Source organism: Maribacter sp. PR66 (assembly GCF_028464205.1).
Classification (GTDB): Bacteria; Bacteroidota; Bacteroidia; order Flavobacteriales; family Flavobacteriaceae; genus Maribacter; species Maribacter flavus.
Genome location: NZ_JAQPCH010000002.1, coordinates 586,484 through 605,662, shown reverse-complemented (window position 1 = coordinate 605,662; position 19,179 = coordinate 586,484). Strand labels below are relative to the sequence as shown.

Genomic DNA, 19,179 nt, shown 5'->3' with positions numbered 1-19,179 from the left:
AACAAAAATGAAAAGAATTCTCTTTGTTTTATTACTAGTCTTAGGGATAACCGGTAACGCGCAGTTGAGCGACCTTCACTATTTACCACCCTTAAAACAAGGACAGAACAACCAAGGTATACAGGAACAGGCAATCTATCTCTCCACGCCTGAGCCTACTACATTTACGGTAAATGCCTACAGAGGTACGAACCCAACCCCAATAGCTTCCTTTAACATCTCAAATATTAGTCCCGCCACTTGGACTCTGGCCAACGGAGATAACAATATTACCTTGGTGAACAATGCCAATACAGGCGTTGTTCTAAACAACAGTGGGTTACGTTTCGAATCCCCAAGCGGCAATCGATTCTACGTTAATTATCGAGGAAAATCATCTGCCCAAGCTGCATCATTGACGGCCAAAGGTAGGCAGGCAATGGGTACCCGATTTAAGTGGGGCGGTGTTCCCAATTTAGGGGGTAGACACGCATCCAAATCCAATACCTTGGGTATCATGGCAACAGAGGATAACACTACGGTACGCGTATTTGGATATGATCCCAATTGTACGTTTCGTATTGGCAATAATGCAAACGCCATTACAGCCGATACCTACACCATCACTTTAGACGCCAACGAATCCTTTGTTTTTGAAAACTATATCGGAAATGTTAATCCGCCTTCTCTAGCGCAACAGCAAGGATGGATAGGAGCATCTATTGAATCCGACAAGAATATTGTTATAAGTAACGGCTCGGTCAACTTTGGTCGTCAAGTAAACAATAGTAATAGGGATGCAGGTATCGATCAACCGGTTCCTGAAAACCGACTCGGAAAAGATTATGTTTTCGTAAGGGGCAATGGTAATACTAATGGATGGACGGAATTTCCCTTGCTCATCGCTACGGAGGACAATACCCAAATATTTGTCAATGGCAGTACAACTCCATTGGCTACTTTAAATAACGGTGACTTTTTTGAAGTTCCCAGTAGTTATTATTCATCCAGTACTGTAGGGGCTAATATGTTTGTGCAAACTTCAAAGAACGTATATGCCTATCAATGTTTGGCCGGAAGTAGCGGTGCTCAAACAGCGGGATTGAACTTTGTGGCTCCTGTAAATTGTTTGTTACCCGATGTCATGGACAATATTCCGGATATTAGAAACATAGCAGGAACAACTGTTACTGGTGGTATCACAATAATTGCTGCAGTTAATACTCCGGATTCAAATATATCGATAACGGATGGTAATGGACCTGTTACACTACCGCCATCAAGCCCAGTGGCGGGATCTTCAGAATGGAAAACCTTTTATGTTCCCAATTTGAACGGAAACGTGAGCGTGCAATCCACCGGACCCATGGCCGTTGGATTTTTTGGTGTAAACAATAATCAAGGAGTCGCAGGTTATTTCTCTGGATTTGATACGGTGCCAGAGGTTACCTTGGAAATTAGAGGAGGATCTGGATGCTTTGTAGGTTCTGAAATTTTTGAAGCAACAAGTAATTTCGATGCGTACCAATGGTATGAGGATGGTGTTTTAATTCCTGGGGCAAACGGTCCTAGTTATGCTCCTACTGGAGCTGGTGACTTCTTCGTAAGGGGTACCAAAGGACCTTGTACCTATGATAGTAATACCATTCAGGCGCTTTATTGCGACCCGGATGTAGTCCTAACCAAGACCGTTGACAATGGTGAAATCATGGAAGGGGAAACGGCCACTTTTACGGTACGGGTAAGAAATAATGGAATTGGACCCCTTACAAACCTCCGAATTACAGATAACATTCCAGCCGGACTCACCTTGGAAAATGCTTTTACCATCCATGGTACTTGGAGTGGTAGTACATGGAATATTGGCACCTTGAATGGCGGGGACGTCGCACAACTAGAACTTACCGTTCGCGCAGATGAAATCGATACCCTACCTCTTTTAGGTTTAATAAATACCGTTACCAATACCCAAGACCAAACGGATACTAATACCACACCGGACAGCCCTACCGCATTGATTACGGTCCATAACGATACGGACAATGACGGCGTCAGGGATATCACTGATTTGGATGATGACAATGACGGAATTTTTGACGAGGATGAATGTGATACCTTGGCCTTCAACATCGCCAATGGAAATGGCCATACCAGCCCTTTGGTCAGTGTGGACAATTATCTGATCGTAGATATTTTCAGCGTGGATAACTCGTTTAATCTAAACCTAAACGGGAATGATGTAGCGGGTGAAATCCAGTTCCAATTGGGTGCCGCTGGAAACTTTGCAAGATTTACGGATGGTACTACCTACGGACAGTCCGGAAACCCGAATATTTGGACCGTAAACAGTTCCAACGGAAGCCCGACGATTAGGGTGATTATTGATCAATCCGGACAATTTCAGATTTTTGGGGCAAGAAGCTCCAACGGTCCTTTGGAACCCATGTTCTTGGACACGCCACCGGCACCTGTTTCATGGAATCCTTCTGGAAGTAATTCGTTCACCATTGGCCAACAAGTGGTAGGACCAACAAATATGCGGGGTGTACTATTGACCGCGGGTTGCGATACCGATAATGATGGAATCCCCGATCATTTGGATTTGGACAGCGACGGCGATGGCTGTAGCGATGCCAACGAATTTTATAAGGATGGTAATGCCGATGGTAGCGATGATGGTGTATATGGGGCAGGTGTTCCTGCAGTAGACCCTACTGACGGAACCGTAAACGCGGCATCCTATGTTCAGGTGTTCGCCCCTGAAATCCTTTTGGGAAACACCTCGGAAAACTTGGGCGGAGCTTCCTTAACGGGACAGTCCATAAACCTTGGTCAATCGCTCCAATACGTGCTACGTTTTCAAAATACGGGCGATGACAATGCCACGAACTATTCCATACGAAATATACTTCCCGCGAATGTAGCCTTGGATGGCATCAATACTTCCGATGCTCCGGGGGTGACCCCCAACCATGATCCTGTAACCAATGAAATCGTATTTCAAGTACCGGATAATTTGGTGGAAGTGGGAGACCCTGAGTATACCATACGTATTATGGTGACCCTTTCCGGTAACTGTTCAGATTTTGTGGATGCTTGTTCGGGAACCTTGGTCAATGAGGCTTATTCTACCTATCTGGGTACATTGAATCCCGCCACCTTTACGGATGAGGGCGGGGCAAATTCAACCTCCCCTTGTGACGTACCTCCTCAAGTTGCTACCAATGACATTTTAAGTGATTTGGCAAACTGTAACGTGGCACGTACCGTTCAGCTATGTGGTGATTTCGCCATCTTAACCGCAGGAAGTGGTTTTGCCACCTATACCTGGGCCATCGACGCCAACGGCAACGGACAGATAGACGCGGGGGAACCCGCGATCAATGACGGTAATCCGGACAATAATCCCGCGACACTTTTGGTAACGGATATTGGAAACTACATCGTTGAAAAATCCGGTGCTTCCGGTTGTGTGGATTTGGTGGAACTGATTACCGTAGAACGTTTTGGGACCACCCAGACCAACCCCATTATCGACTATTTCAATATGGTCAACGCGGACCCCAATCCGGATAACGATATCCAAGGGGAAATCGTAACCTGTTCCATCGATGGGGACTTACTTCCCAAAATATTTTTGTGTGGTGAAAATGACGAGGCTACCCTGCAATTGGGCATTTCCGATGCCCAGAGCATCGTTTGGCAAAAATTGGACGAGGGCAGTTGCTCGGCTACGGGAGATGATTGTGCAAACAAAAATGGGACCTGTACCTGGACCAATATGGCCATACAGGACAATTTTACCATAACCGATAGCGGTGAGTACCGCGTAGTCATCAATTATTTGAACGGATGTTTTAGCCGTTTTTATTTCAACGTGTTCAAAAATACGTTGGATCTTGATTATACTTCGGATGATATTCTGTGCAGTACACCAGGTAACATTCGTATCACCAATGTTGGATCGGGATATGGTTTTCAGTTAGTGGATGCTTCGGATGATTCCGTTGTCGTACCTTTTTCGGCCAACAACGGGCCTAGTTTTGATATTACCAACAGCGGGTCTTACTATGTGGAAGTAACACAGCTAGATCCAATTACGGGAAATCCAATGGATGGTGCCTGTATTTTTACCACAGAGGATATCGGGATTTTGGAGCGCGACTTCCAGGTAAACATTACAACCGTTGCAGCGGAATGCGGTACCCCGGGAGCCATTAACATCCAAGCCTTGAACGTATTGCCAAATTACAGTTATGAACTTCGTTTGGACGACGGCAGCAACGGTGGATTGGGCACTTTTGTGGACAGTCAACTGATTTCCCCGGATAATACCTATTCGTTTACCAGTGTAAATGCCGGTGATTATATCGTCATCACCACTACCGATGATGGCTGTACCGATACCCAGAACATTACGGTAGCGGAAATACCGGAACTTACGTTAAGTGCTGTTACTACGGATAACATTACCTGTAATCCAGGGGTAATCACCTTGACCCCAAATGGTGGGCAACCCAACCCCGACTATTTTATGGCCATTTGGAGCAAGGATGGAACCGATCTGTATCCAAGTCCGCCAAATATGCTGAACATTCTGGTAACGGATATCCAGACGGCCAGCAACTTTACATTTTCGGATGCTTCAGATGCAGGAGTTTATGAATTCATCGTGTTTGACGACAGTGGATGTTATGCCATTTCGAATTCGGTGGAAATCGAATTTTTGGGTACTCCGTCCATATCGGCGTCCCACACGGACATCATTTGTGCGGATTCGTCCACATCATCCTTAACGATAAACGTTACGGGCGGAACGTCGCCCTATCAATACAGTTTGGACGGTGTAACCTTCCAAACCCAAAATACCTTTGTAAACCTTCCTGCCGGGTTCTATACGATTTCCGTTATGGATTCCAGCGGAACCCCAACGTCCAGATGTATCGAAACCCTGGAGTATGAAATTGACCAGCCCTTCCGTTTGACCGCCTCGGCGGCCATCGTGGAAGATGCTTCGTGCAACCCAAGTGGTGCCTTGGTCAAGATTTTAAATGCCAGTGGCGGTGAGGCCCCCTATGAATATAGTTTCGACGGCGGAAGCAATTTTGCTGCCTTGAACGAGCGATACCTAATGCCGGGAACCTATCAATTGGTCGTACGCGACAATTTAGGCTGTAGCTATGATATGGACCTAACGGTACCGGCGCCGGCCGCGGATCCCAATCTTTCCTACACGGTGGATTATGACTGTGATGGCTTGGGAACGATCACGATAAATACATCGAACACGACCGACTTTGACTATACCTATACCCTCAACGGTACTTTGAACACACCCGGGGATAGCAATATTTTTGGTGGTGTAGCGGCGGGTACACACACCGTTACCATTGATTATTCAAGTAGCATAACACCCGATCAGACGACCTTGTTCTTTGAAAACTTTGGGGCAGGACCTAGCACCCAGATCGGTGAAATTGGTCCGGATTATTGCTTTGAACCCCAAAACGGTTCCTTGACCCCATGTAACCGTGGACCTGCAGGAATATTGGTAAACGGAGAGTATACGGTTACGAATTTTGTGACCAATCCTTTGACTACCTTGACCAGTCCGCAAGATCATACCGGGTTGACCGATGGCCGCTTCCTGGCCATCGATATCTCAACGTTCTCCGATACGGGTAGCCCCGTACTGAATTCCATTCTTTGGGCGAAAAGGGATGTTGAAGTATTGCCCAATGAGGAAATCACCTTGAATTTCTGGGCCTACAACCTCATGAACGTGGGTGGTGCAGGTAACAATCCAGAAGTGTTGATAGAGATTTTGGACAACGGCGGCACGGTGATCCATAGCGAAGCGGTACCGGAAATTCCAAAAAACACCAACGATACGGATTGGCACGTACGTACCATTACCTTCAACCCAGGTGCCAATACAGATATTGATATCGTCTTCAGGAACAATGTGAACAGCAATGATGGCAATGACCTTATTTTGGATGACATTACGGCCTTTCAAGTGCCTTCCGTTTGCCCGACCAGTCAAGATTTGACCGTAGTCGTTGAGGCCAACCAAGCTTTTGAAGCGCAACTATTGTCGGTTACTGACCCAAGTTGTAACGGTTCGGCGGATGGATCTATTCGTTTTGAAGTGGACAACTTTACGAGCGGAATTGGTTTCGAGTATTCTTTTGACGGTACGAACTGGACAAGTTCGTTGACGTCTCCAGTGACCACGGCTGCAAATTTATCCGATGGCAGCTATACGGTTCAAGTCCGAAAATTGGACGATACGGCCTGCGCCGTTTCCTTCCCCATTACCTTGGTGGAACCATCGGCCATTATACCGGCTTTAAGCCAGATTTCAGACTATACCTGCTTTAATACAGGGGCTACTTTGGATGCTTCGGCATCGGGTGGAAACCCAAGTTACGAGTACCAATTGGAGAACACCGCAGGAACAGTGATAGCTCCTTATCAGACCAACACACAATTTACCAATGTGCCTGATGGCGATTATCTGGTTCGGGTTCGGGATACGAATGCCTGCGAAGTGTTATTGCCCCTGACAAGTGCAGTAACGGTGACCCCTCCTGCGGCCATCGTGTTTACGACCACGCCTACGGCATGTTATTCCGGTACCAACGATGGCTCTATCGTAGTGGATGTTACGGCAGGTAACGGGGATTATGAATTTAGGATCAACGGAGGTCCATGGATTACGCCAACGCCAGCATCGGCGACTTCCTATACCTTCTCCGGGCTTTCCGCCGGTAGTTATGATGTTGAAGTAAGGGACCAATTGGGTTGCCCAACAGCACCCAACACCCAAACGGTGGTTATCAGTCCGCTTTTGGAGTTGGATGTGGACATCACACCGCTTAGTGCCTGTGGAGATGGAATGATTACCGCCACGGCTACGGGAGGAAACGGCACCCTATTGTACGCCATCGTACCCGCAAATACGAGTCCGGCAGGCTTGTACAGTGCCACAAATACCCTTACGGTTACCGAGGCCATGGCCATCGCAAACCCAGCAGGCTGGGATGTATATGTCCAGGATAACAATGGTACTCCGGCAATTTGTACGACCTTGCGTGAAGATTTCATCTTTGCACCGGTGACGACATTATCCGTAGGTGCCGTTCCAACGGATCCGGAATGTTTCAACGGATTGGGAGCAATGGATATTACCATTACCGGTGGAACCGCCCCCTATACGTATGCCATGGTCGATCTATCCCCTGCGGATGGTATCGATTACAGCCGAAACAATACGAATATTTCTGCTACAACCTTAAATTATAGTGGTATTGGCGTAGGTGATTACGAAGTCACCATTACCGATGCCAACGGATGTACGGCAACGGCAGCCATACAGACCATAAACAACGCCGTGGAAATTACCGCGGATATCATACCGATATTGCCCGCGGCTTGTAACGACCCAGATCCATTGGAATACGGATTTGAATTCGCCAGTGTCGTTACGCCAGCCGGTACGGTCGAATACAGTGCCGATGGTGGAACTTCATGGCAGGCCTCCAATGAATTGCGAGGCTATGCCTCCGGAACCGAGGTTTTCCCTTCCATTAGGGTTACCTTGGCCAGCGGAACGGTATGTCAAGAGGACTTTGACAGGTATATTATTCCATTCCCATTGGACGACTTGGATATTACCCTCTCCGCCATCATTATAGGCTGTAACGATTTACAAGTAACCGTTGAGGGTAGTGAAGGAAATCCGATTCCCGGTTATGAATATACCTATACGGATGACCCGGCCAATTTCAATACGTTTGCCGCCAATCCGGCCGTATGGACAGCGCCATTGCCTAGCGGTACCGCCCATACCTTTGCGAACATCGACCCGGTCACACCGCAGTATCCAGAAGTGCCTTTACTGGTTCCCGGAAGGACCTACGTGTTCTACGTACGGGACGGGGCAGGCTGTATCAGACAAAGTAATGTCAACGTAAACGAGATTCCGGGCATCAATCTGCCTATTGAAATCACAACGGACATAAAACCTAGTTGCGATAGTGCCGCAAATGGAGTCATTACCTTTAATTTGAACCCTACGACATCCTATCCAAACATGCGATGGGAGATCTATGAACTGGGCAATACCACGCCTATTGAAACCAGTGGAGGAATCGTAGCTTATAATAGCAGCATTACCACTACCGTACCCTTAGCAGAGGGTGAATATTACATTGATGTGATCCAAGTGGACGGAAGCAATGTGGATGCCTGTAGGGGCGCTAGTGAAAACGCTTACGTGCCGGAATTGGCTCCATTATCAGCGACGGCCACGGCCACCAGGGATATTTCCTGTAATTTGCCAGGGCTCATTTCGATTACCGGAATTACCGGAGGCGGTGGGGCTCCCTACTCCTACGATATTACCGGTCCGGCCGGGTTTATGGCCTTGACGGGCACCTTGGACAATCCGGTGGAAATTCCTGTGAATTCCCCAGCAGGGAATTACACGGTAACCCTATTTGACCAATACGGTTGTTCCTACGTGACCAACACGGTTACGATGAGCTTAACACCCAACCCAACATTGAGCGTGACCCAGGACAATTGTGTCTCGCCCATTACGGTCAACGCTGTAGGAGCTTCGGCCGCAGGTAACCTTCGCTATGCCATAATAGCTAGCGGTAGTCCGGCACCTACAACCTTTGAAAACAATGGCGGTATATTTACCAATGTAACGCCAGGTGCCTATGATGTTTATGTCATGGACGGAAATGGATGTACCAATGTTGAAAGCAATTTCACGGTAAATCCGGTGTTATCGGCAGATGCAACCCTTACTAAACTATTGGATTGTACCGCATCGCCCGATGCCATAATCGGTATCGAAGTCTTGGCCGGTTCTGGTAGCTATGAGTACAGTATCAACAATACTGCGGGTGCCCCTGCCGTACCTCAAGGTCCGGTTCCTGGGACGACCTTCGATTATCATGCGCCAATGCCAGGTACCTATACCATAACCATTTACGATACCACTACGCCCAATAGTGCAAGCTGTAACCGAACCTTTACCATCAATGTTCCGAATAGGGTCGTACCGGTCATCAATCCGTCGATCATTGCGAACGATGTGAGCTGTTTTGGTGCCAGTGATGGAAGTATTACCATTAGTACCACCAACGGCGCGGCAGCTCCGTATACTTTTGAGATTACGTCCATGGACGGTGCCGCTATCAGTATTTTGCCATCGAGTACGACGGGCAATTCTGCCACCTTCACAGGATTGGCCCCTGCCACGGCAGGTGGTTATGTGGTGACCGTAACGGGAAATCCCGCTAAGAACAACTGTTCCGTGGATAGTGTGGTCATTCCGATTGGTGAGCCTGCCCTTATTAGCGTACCTGCGCCGACCGTAGTCGAATTTGGTTGTGCCAGCGGTAATACCATGGACAACGCATCCATTTCCATTAGCGGGGTTACAGGTGGTAGCAACAACTACGTACGTTATGAGTTTATTGAGGAGGACGACCCAAATACCATGGCCGTAGAGGCACCGGTAACGGTACAGTCCGGAACAAACCCAACATACATTGAAACCGATATTGCCGGAGGTGTGTATACCATCAATGTATATGATGACCAAGGTTGCTTGGGGACTACCACAGCGACCATAACCCCCTTCGATTTGATGGGTACCCCAACAGTTAGTGTAGTTAGTCCGATTAGTTGTCCGAATCCGGATGAGGATATTTCCATTGACATCGTGAGCAGCTTGACCAGTTTTGCGACCCACCCGGCCAATTATCAATTTAGACAATTGCCATCCGGTGCCTATCAGGCAGGTAATACCTTTTCGAACTTGGCCGTGGGCACCTATACCTTTGCTGTTTTAAATGTCAACACGGGCTGTGAGGTTACGTTATCCCATACCGTTGCTGCACCCAATACTTTTGACATTACCTTGAGCAATATTACCAACGTCATCTGTTTTGGCGATGATGGAAGCATAGACCTCAACGTGGCCGATGCCACCTATACCGGAGACTACAACTGGGAAGTCTTAAATGCCGATGGCACTCCGACGGCAAGAACGGACGATGCCGGTACATTGACCGGTTCAGGTACCGTTGCCAACATTCCGACAGCGGCAGGCAACTATATCGTTCGGGTAACGCAAGTAGCATTTCCGGAGTGTTTCCAAGAAAGGTCGTTTACGATCAATTCGCCAACGGCACCGATAACGTTGAATCCAATTGCCCTCACCGACGTAGGTTGTTCCAACGACCAAGGTGCGGCGACCATTACGCCAGCGGGAGGACAGGGTCCGTATACCATAACGATTACCCCTGCTTTAGGCACACCGGTAACACGAACCAATGTGTACAGTCATGTTTTCCAAGGATTGGGCGCGGGCACTTATACGGTCAGTGTTACGGATGCCTTGGGGTGTAACCAGCTTACCGGAACCAACAGCTTTAGTTTGGTGGTACCGGACCCCATTACCGGCAGTTCTTCAAGTACCGCTTTGGTCTGCGAAGGGGATACGGATGCTTCGATTACGGTGACCTTGAACCCAAGAAACGTAACGTCCAACTACAGATATGTACTGAACAAGTATGCCGATGCGGCAAGAACAACCTTGTTGAGCACCTCTGTTTCCCAAACGAATCCTACGTTCAACAATTTGGGTGCTGGTTTCTATAGTGTTGTCGTGACCGATGATATGGGATGTACCGCTACCTTCGATGAGGATATCATTGAACCTGGGGATGTGGAGGCCTTGTTGGTTACCAACCAGCCCATGACCTGCCAGAACGGTGCCGAATTGCTATTGGTAGCTTCGGGCGGAACGGCCCCTTACCAGTGGAGTGTTGATGGCCTTTCGTTCAGTCCAATGAACGAGACCATCACGTCAGATACACATTTGTTCACCAATGTATCCGCCGGAAATTATCGGTATTACATCATGGACAGCAACAGTTGTGTATCCATCGTTTCAAATACCGTAGGGGTGGAAGATGTTCCTACATTAACGGTGGACGTTGACCCATCCGCAGCATTCATCAATTGTAACGGGGATGCGACCGCCGTGATTTTGGCAGACGCCGATGGCGGATTAGGAAACTATCAATTCGCCCTATTCAGGGATGCGGCCGCCACGGATCAAGTGCGACCCAACCAGAACAACGATACGTTCGCGGATTTGCCTATGGGAACCTACTACATTAGGGTACAAAGTGGGGATTGTGAAGTTATTTCACAAGTGATACAAATCGACGAACCTGCACCCTTGGTGGTAACTCCTGATATTACGGAAATCAGTTGTTCCGATGCCAATGATGGCGCCATCACCTTGGAAGTTCAAGGGGGAACGGGCAATTATCAATATGCCATTTCACCCAACCTGAACCAATTTGACGATCAAAATACTTTTGATGAACTGGAAGAAGGATCGTATACGGTAATCGTCCAGGATGGCAACGGTTGTTTTGAAGTAATCCAATTTGAACTGATTGCACCGGAACCATTGGAAATGGAGGCTTCCAGCACACCGGAGATATGTGCCGGGGATGGGGACGGAACCATATCCATTACCGTGACGGGAGGTACGGCGCCATACAGTACCGCACTAAATTCCAATGCGGATGCTGATTTTGTACAAGATCGTCTGTTATTTGAAAACCTTGCAGGAGATACCTACATCATATTTGTAAGGGACGCCAATGGATGTACCACAAACCAGACCATAACCGTTGAAAACGGTGCAAACCTCAATGCCACGGCAGAGGTAATCTATGAATGCTCCGGGGATACACCGGACAATAGAATTCAGTTGGTATTGGAAGACCCAAGTGTGGCCGGTGATGTATTGTATGCCTTGGATTCAACAGACCCTAATGACTATAGGTTGGAACCGGATTTTGCCAATTTGGCTCCTGGAAGTCATTATATTCTATTAGTCCATGCCAATGGCTGTACAAACACCATCGACTTTGAGGTGCAGAGTTTTGAACCACTGCAATTGATCTTGGAACAAAACAATCTAAACGAGATTACAGCCGTCGCCTCCGGCGGAAGTGGTGATTACACCTTCTATTTTGGCGATCGAAACAATGGGGACGACAATACCATATTCATTACACGCACGGACACCTATACCGTGCGCGTTGTGGATGCCTATGGATGTGAAGCGATGGCCACCATTTACATGGAGTTCATCGATATTGAAATACCCAACTTCTTTACCCCTGATGGGGATGGACAAAATGATCGATGGATTCCTAAAAATATTGAACAATACCCAGACCTGTTCATCAAGATTTTTGATAGATATGGCCGTGAGGTTTATCTACTTGCAGACGATAGGAACGGTTGGGACGGACTATATCAAGATACCGATCTACCAAGTGGAGATTACTGGTATATTCTGAAACTAAACGGTGAAGAGGACAAGCGGGAATTCATAGGACATTTTACCTTATATCGTTAAACCCAACCAAATTATATAGTAAGCCCGTGCATTTGTGCCACGGGCTTTTTTTGTCAAAAAAGCCCTTTTCATTGACTTGATGGATGAAATACCACAATAATTGACCCGTTCACAACAAACTCTTGCCTTCCCTTTATAATCCTTTTTTATTTGTAGTTCAAAGGTTTACTAAAAATCAAAGAACGTGTACCCTTCAAAGAAGACACTTTTATTGATACTTTTTTTAGTTGTTGGATATTCCCATGCCCAATTGAGCGATCTGCATTATTTGCCACCTTTACGGCAAGGACAGAATAATGGGGCCATTCAACAACAGGCAGTATACCTTTCAACACCGGAAACTACGGCGTTTACCGTAAATGTGTATCGGGGTACGAATCCCGTTCGCATAACTTCGTTTACCATTTCCAATGTAGCGCCTGCCATCTATAACCTTCCCAATGGTGATAATGATATCACTTTGGTGACCAATAATAGTACCGGAGTGGTTTTGACCAATAGCGGACTCCGATTTGAATCTGCGGGAGGGGAAAAATTTTACGTAAACTATCGGGGCCGTTCAGGTTCACAGGCGGCATCCTTGACCTCAAAGGGAAGAGTAGCCATGGGAACCAATTTTAAATGGGGGGGCGTTCCCAACCTGGGCAGCCATGTTTCCAAATCAAACACCTTGGGGATTATGGCAACAGAAGATAATACGACCATTACCCTTTCGGGTTATGACCCCAACTGTGAATTTAGGGTGGGTAACAACAGAGCTGGAATAACGGCAAATTCCCATACGATTACCTTAGATGCCAATGAATCCTTTGTTTATGAGACCTATATAGGAAACTCCCCCACCATGGCCCACGAAAGGGGCTGGATCGGCGCTTCCATCGTGGCCGATAAGGATATCGTCATTAGCAACGGCTCCCTTAATTATGGTAGACAAGTAGGCAATAGTAACAGGGATGCGGGCATTGACCAACCCGTACCTGAAAATAGATTGGGCAAGGAGTATATTTTCGTTAGGGGAAATGGAAATAGCAATGGATGGACAGAGTTCCCATTAATTATTGCAACCGAGAACAATACCCAAATTTTTGTCAATGGGTCGGCAACACCCATTGCTACGTTGAACGAAGGTGATTTTTTTGAGGTACCCAGTAGCAACTACTCGTCTAACTCGGTAGGGGCGAACATGTATATTGAAACTTCAAAAGACGTATATGCCTACCAATGTGTGGGCGGGTCAACGGCAGCTTATACCCAAGGCCTGAACTTTGTGGCCCCTGTAAATTGTCTTCTGCCCGATTCCATGGACAACATTCCCAGCATAACCGATGCGGCAGGGGTTTCCATTACCGGTGGGGTGACCATCATTGCCGCTACGACAACTCCAGATGCCAACATAACCGTAACTGATGGTGGGGGCGTTGTAACGCTTCCAGCCTCCTCTCCCGTTGCCGGTACGACGGACTGGAAAACCTTTTACCTTCCCAATCTAACCGGTAATGTAAGTGTGCAGTCTACCGGACCAATAGCCGTTGGTTTTTTCGGTTTCAATGGGGCAAGGGGTCTAGCCGGATATTATTCGGGTTTTGATACCGTTCCCAATATCAATTTACAAATTACAGGCAACAGTTGCCTTCCGGGTGCCATATTGGAAATTGCATCGGGCGAAGTCTTTGATGCCTACCAATGGTACAGCGATGGAGCTTTGATCCCGGGGGCCACGTCGTCTTCTTATACCGCAACTACGGCGGGAGACTATTATTTAAGGGTAACCAGGGGACCCTGTAGTTATGACTCGAACTCCATATCGGTATATTATTGCAACCCTGATATTGTGCTCAATAAGACTGCGGATGTTACGACCGTATCGGAAGGGAATAATGTAACCTTTACCATAACGGTCGAAAACTTGGGTATCGACCCTGCGACCAATCTAGTCGTTTCGGACCCTATACCCTCCGGACTTTCCATCCTATCGACCACGACATCCCATGGCAGTTGGACAGCTCCCAATTGGAACATTGGCACTTTGAACAGTGGCCAATTGGAAACGCTGACAATTACAGCGGTGGCGGATGCAAACAATTCGGTTATTCCAGCGGTATCGGTCACCAATTCGGTCACCAACAGTCAGGATCAAACCGATAATAATATTACTTCGGACAATCCAAACGTATCCGTCATTATCCATAACGATTTTGACGATGATGGCGTTGTCGATCTTTCGGACGAGGACGATGACAACGACGGAATCTATGATGTCACGGAACTTAATAGTTGCTCAGGAGGATTGGATTATGAGTTTTACAATGTATCGCCAGCGGGCAACACGGTAGATAACATCCCTACCTCTGGGGCACTCGCAAACGGAGTGGCAACCAGCATCGATGTATCCGGTTTGGCGGCCACCCATACGCCCGGGGATGGCGAAACGTATTCGGTTCGGTATACCGGGTATATTGAAATAGCCACGAGCGGCAGCTACACCTTTTTTACAAATTCAGATGATGGATCTAAGCTATATATTGATGCCCTAGAAGTGGTTGACAATGACGGCCTACACGCCATGAACGAGGAATCCGGTACCTTAGCACTTTCGGCTGGATTCCATTGGTTGGAAATTGTCTTCTTTGAACGTACAGGAGGCGATAATATGATCGTTCAGTACCAAGGGCCTTCGATAACCAAACAGAACATCGCGTTCTCGATACTTTACCCCGCTTCATGTGGCAGTGATGCCGACGGATTTCCGGACCATCTGGACCTCGATGCGGACAACGACTCCTGCTCTGACGCCAACGAAGCCTATAATGACGTAAATGCCGATGGAGGCGACGACATGACCTACGGTCCCGGTATACCTGCCATAAACCTGGATGGTACCGTGGTTGCTGCGTCCTACCCTACCCCGGCCGATGTGGATACCAACGGAACCCCTGAATTCCAAGAAGCGGGAGCCGTACCAACAATTACGGTGGCACCCGCCAATTCACATACTTTTGTGAACACGAACGATACTTTTTCGTCGACCGATGATGGGGACACGTACCAGTGGCAGGTCAGCACGGATGGGGGCACTACCTTTACGGATATTACGGACGGACCCGAATACAGCGGAACAACGACCAACACCCTCACAATCATTACCCCTGAAGTGGACAAGAACGGCTATCAATACCGGGTCCTTATTGCCAGCGATACCTTTGTATGTGGGAATACGGTCTCTTCCCCTGCAACACTGACGGTAGGCCCCAGGACCATCATTACCAACCGTAGAATAACTATTAGGGTTAATAAAAATTAGTTTTTACTTATTAAGGATCAGCTGCCAACGTAAGGAAAATCAGGTCATTTTAAGTATTCCACACCATTTATCGAAGTTTTGGTTTACGGGATTGGCCCGTTCACAACAAAAGATTGTCCATGCGGTGGTATTCGTATTATTTTGAGACGTAGTACGTCTAGGTATGGAAATAAAAAAATTAGGGTTACTGATCCTATTTTTGATTTTTGGAATTTTAAAAAGTAACGCTCAGTTGAGCGACTTACATTATTTGCCTCCCTTAAAACAAGGAAGTAATAATAGTTCCGTTAAGGAACAGGCCATTTATATGTCAACCCCTGAGAGCACGGCCTTTACAGTAAATGCCTATAGAGGCACAAGTACTATACCCATAGCAAGCTTCAGTATTTCAAATGCAACTCCTGCAAGATATGATTTACCAAATGGCGATAATGGCATTACCATGGTTCAGAACAACGATACGGGTATTGTCATTACAACGGGCGGACTTCGATTTGAATCTACCGGTGGCCAACGGTTTTATGTAAACTATCGGGGCAGTAGCGGAGCCCAATCCACTTCGTTGACATCAAAAGGTAGACAAGCGATGGGAACCAACTTTAAATGGGGCGGTGCGCCTAATTATGCCACTACCAGTGACATTTCGACCTCCTTGGGCATAATGGCCACGGAAAACAACACCACGGTGGATATTTTTGGGTACAACCCAGGCTGCGAGTTCCGTTTGCAAAACGACAGGGATGGCATATTGGACGATGCTATCCAAGTTGTGCTAAACGCAGGCGAAAGTTTTGTACTCGAAGCCTACACTACGGAAACTGCTGCAAACGTGGATGGCTGGTTGGGCGCCTCCATAACGTCGGACAAAAATATAGTCATAAGCAATGGTGGTCTTAATTACGGTGTGGTACCAACCTCCTCTAGCAGTAGGGACGCCGGTATCGACCAACCTGTACCGGAAGACAATTTGGGCAAGGATTATGTATTCATAAGAGGCGGTGGTCAGGATAGTACCGAATTTCCCATAATCATCGCCACCCAGAACAACACACAAATATTTGTCAATGGAAATACGACTCCAATGGCCACCATCAATGAAGGGGATTATTTTATAGTGCCCGGCACCAATTATTCAAGTGCTAGCCCGGGCGCCAATATGTACGTTCGAACATCCAAGGACGCATACGCCTATCAAAACTTGGCGGGCAGTACCGGAGTGCAGACCGTTGGATTAAATTTTGTTGCTCCCCTAAATTGTTTGATACCGGATAAAGTCGACAATATTCCAGATATAACCGATGCCGCTGGAACTACCTTAAATGGTGGTATAACGATCATTGCATCCGCAACAACCCCAGATGCCAACATTGTAGTGACAGATGGTAGTGGTGCAGTCACCAAACCCGCAGCCTTAACAATTTCTGGTAATACAGACTGGAAAACTTTCTATATACCCAACTTAACGGGAAACGTGGACGTTCAATCCACCGGTCCCATAGCGGTAGGGTTCTTTGGAGCAAATGGCAACCGGGGTATCGCTGGGTATTTTTCCGGCTTTGACGTGGCACCCAATGTAGACCTTCAGATTACCGGTACGCAGTGTTTACCAGGTTCCAATTTGGAAGTTGTTGGAGAAGTCTTTGATGCCTACCAGTGGTTTTATGAAGGCAACCCCATTTCTGGCGCCACTTCGGACACCTATAACCCAACAGTGGCCGGTGATTACTATGTACGCGTGACCAAAGGCCCCTGTACCTATGACTCCAACACCTTGGCAGCCTACTATTGCAATCCTGATATTCAACTCATAAAGACCGCGGACCAAACTATGATCAATGAAGGGGAGAATATCACCTTTACCATTACCGTGCAGAATTTTGGTGTAGATCCCGCCACCAATTTGGTAGTGACCGATGCATTGCCAACGGGACTGTCCCTTGTATCGGCATCGCCCAGTACAGGTTCATGGACATCTCCCAATTGGAACGTAGGTACTTTGAACAGCGGACAGTTGGAGACTATTACTATTACCGCTGTGGCTGTTTTTAATTCGTTACCCAACCAAATACGCCATTTGGCAAATATTGCCTTAAATACCCAAAATCAGGTGGACAGCAATCTTAGCTTGGACAGACCTTCCGTGGCTATTATCGTAAACAATGATTTTGACAACGATGGAATAATCGACGTCGTAGATCTTGACGATGATAATGATGGTATTCTTGATTGCACGGAATCGAATGGAACAATTACCAATGGTACCTTTGGTTGGTATTTAAATACACCCGCAGGAACATTGGCCATGGATAACACCAGTAATCCTGAATTAAATTCCTGGTTCTTGTCCTCTACTTCAAACCTTTCATATAGCGGTATAACCGCGAGTACTCCCTTTAGCGCGGTTCAAATAGACAATATGCCATCAACTTCCCTTGAAGAGGCCTTATATAATAATGACTATATAGAAGTGTCCTTTACCACGGCAGATAATCTATCCAACCCCATATTGCACAATATAAACTGGGGCTGGTATCAACCTAGCGGCGGTGACTCCTATACCATGAGTGCTTTCTTATCGGCTGATGGTTTCATTAGCAGTATACTTACTAAGGAAGATTTGGTCATAACCAACAATGCCACTACATATCAGGTATTTGACCTCATGGACCAAACTTTTATACCACTTTTACCAGATACTACCTATACATTAAGGGTCTATGTATATAATCAAATAGATGACGATGGAGAAAATTATTCATTTTTTGATGACATAAATTTTACCATTTCTTCCTGTCGTGGAATGGACAGTGACTCTGATAACGTAATAGACAGTTACGAACTTGACTCGGACAACGATGGTTGCTCGGACTCAAATGAGGCCTACAACAACATCAATGCCGACGGAGGCGACGACATGGTCTACGGTTCCGGTGTACCTTCCGTAAACGCCAATGGCACAGTAGTAGCAGCGGCCTACCCTACTCCTGCCGATATGGATACCAATGGCACGCCTGAATTCCAAGAAGCAGGAACCGTACCTACAATCACGGTAGCACCTGCAAATTCGCATACTTTTGTAAACACAAACGACACTTTTTCGTCGACCGATGACGGGGATACGTACCAATGGCAAGTCAGCACGGATGGGGGCACTACCTTTACGGATATTTCGGACGGACCCGAATACAGCGGAACAACGACCAACACCCTCACAATCATTACCCCTGAAGTGGACAAGAACGGCTATCAATACCGGGTCCTTATTGCCAGCGATACCTTTGTATGTGGGAATACGGTCTCTTTCCCTGCAACACTGACGGTAGGCCCTAGGACCGTCATCACTAACCGAAGAATAACCATTAGGGTCAATAAGAATTAGGCATTTTTTGTAACAATTACTCAAACCGCTCGTCAAGTAAGTACAGTC

The 19,179-nt window shown here is 47.1% G+C and carries 3 protein-coding genes; all 3 read left to right on the top strand.

Annotation, left to right across the window (positions count from 1 at the left end):
• Positions 1-7 precede the first annotated feature (7 nt).
• The 3 genes from PP181_RS07490 to PP181_RS07480 all read left to right on the top strand — a co-directional run bounded on the left by PP181_RS07490 (position 8) and on the right by PP181_RS07480 (position 19,131).
• The gene (locus PP181_RS07490) at positions 8-12,451 is read left to right on the top strand and encodes a T9SS type B sorting domain-containing protein (protein WP_272636606.1); all 12,444 of its coding nucleotides are present in this window, start codon (positions 8-10) and stop codon (positions 12,449-12,451) included.
• 184 nt (positions 12,452-12,635) lie between these two features.
• Positions 12,636-15,752 carry a PA14 domain-containing protein gene (locus PP181_RS07485; RefSeq protein WP_272636605.1) on the top strand — a complete coding sequence of 1,039 codons (3,117 nt, stop codon included), beginning with the start codon at positions 12,636-12,638 and terminating at the stop codon, positions 15,750-15,752.
• 232 nt (positions 15,753-15,984) lie between these two features.
• Positions 15,985-19,131: a DUF11 domain-containing protein gene (locus PP181_RS07480; RefSeq protein ID WP_272636604.1), complete on the top strand. Its 3,147-nt coding sequence runs from the start codon at positions 15,985-15,987 to the stop codon at positions 19,129-19,131.
• The last annotated feature ends 48 nt before the right edge of the window (positions 19,132-19,179 follow it).

What these genes read in the sequence shown, in the direction of transcription:
- PP181_RS07490 (WP_272636606.1), top strand. Translation starts at nt 8, where the DNA reads ATGAAAAGAATTCTCTTTGTTTTATTACTAGTCTTAGGGATAACCGGT.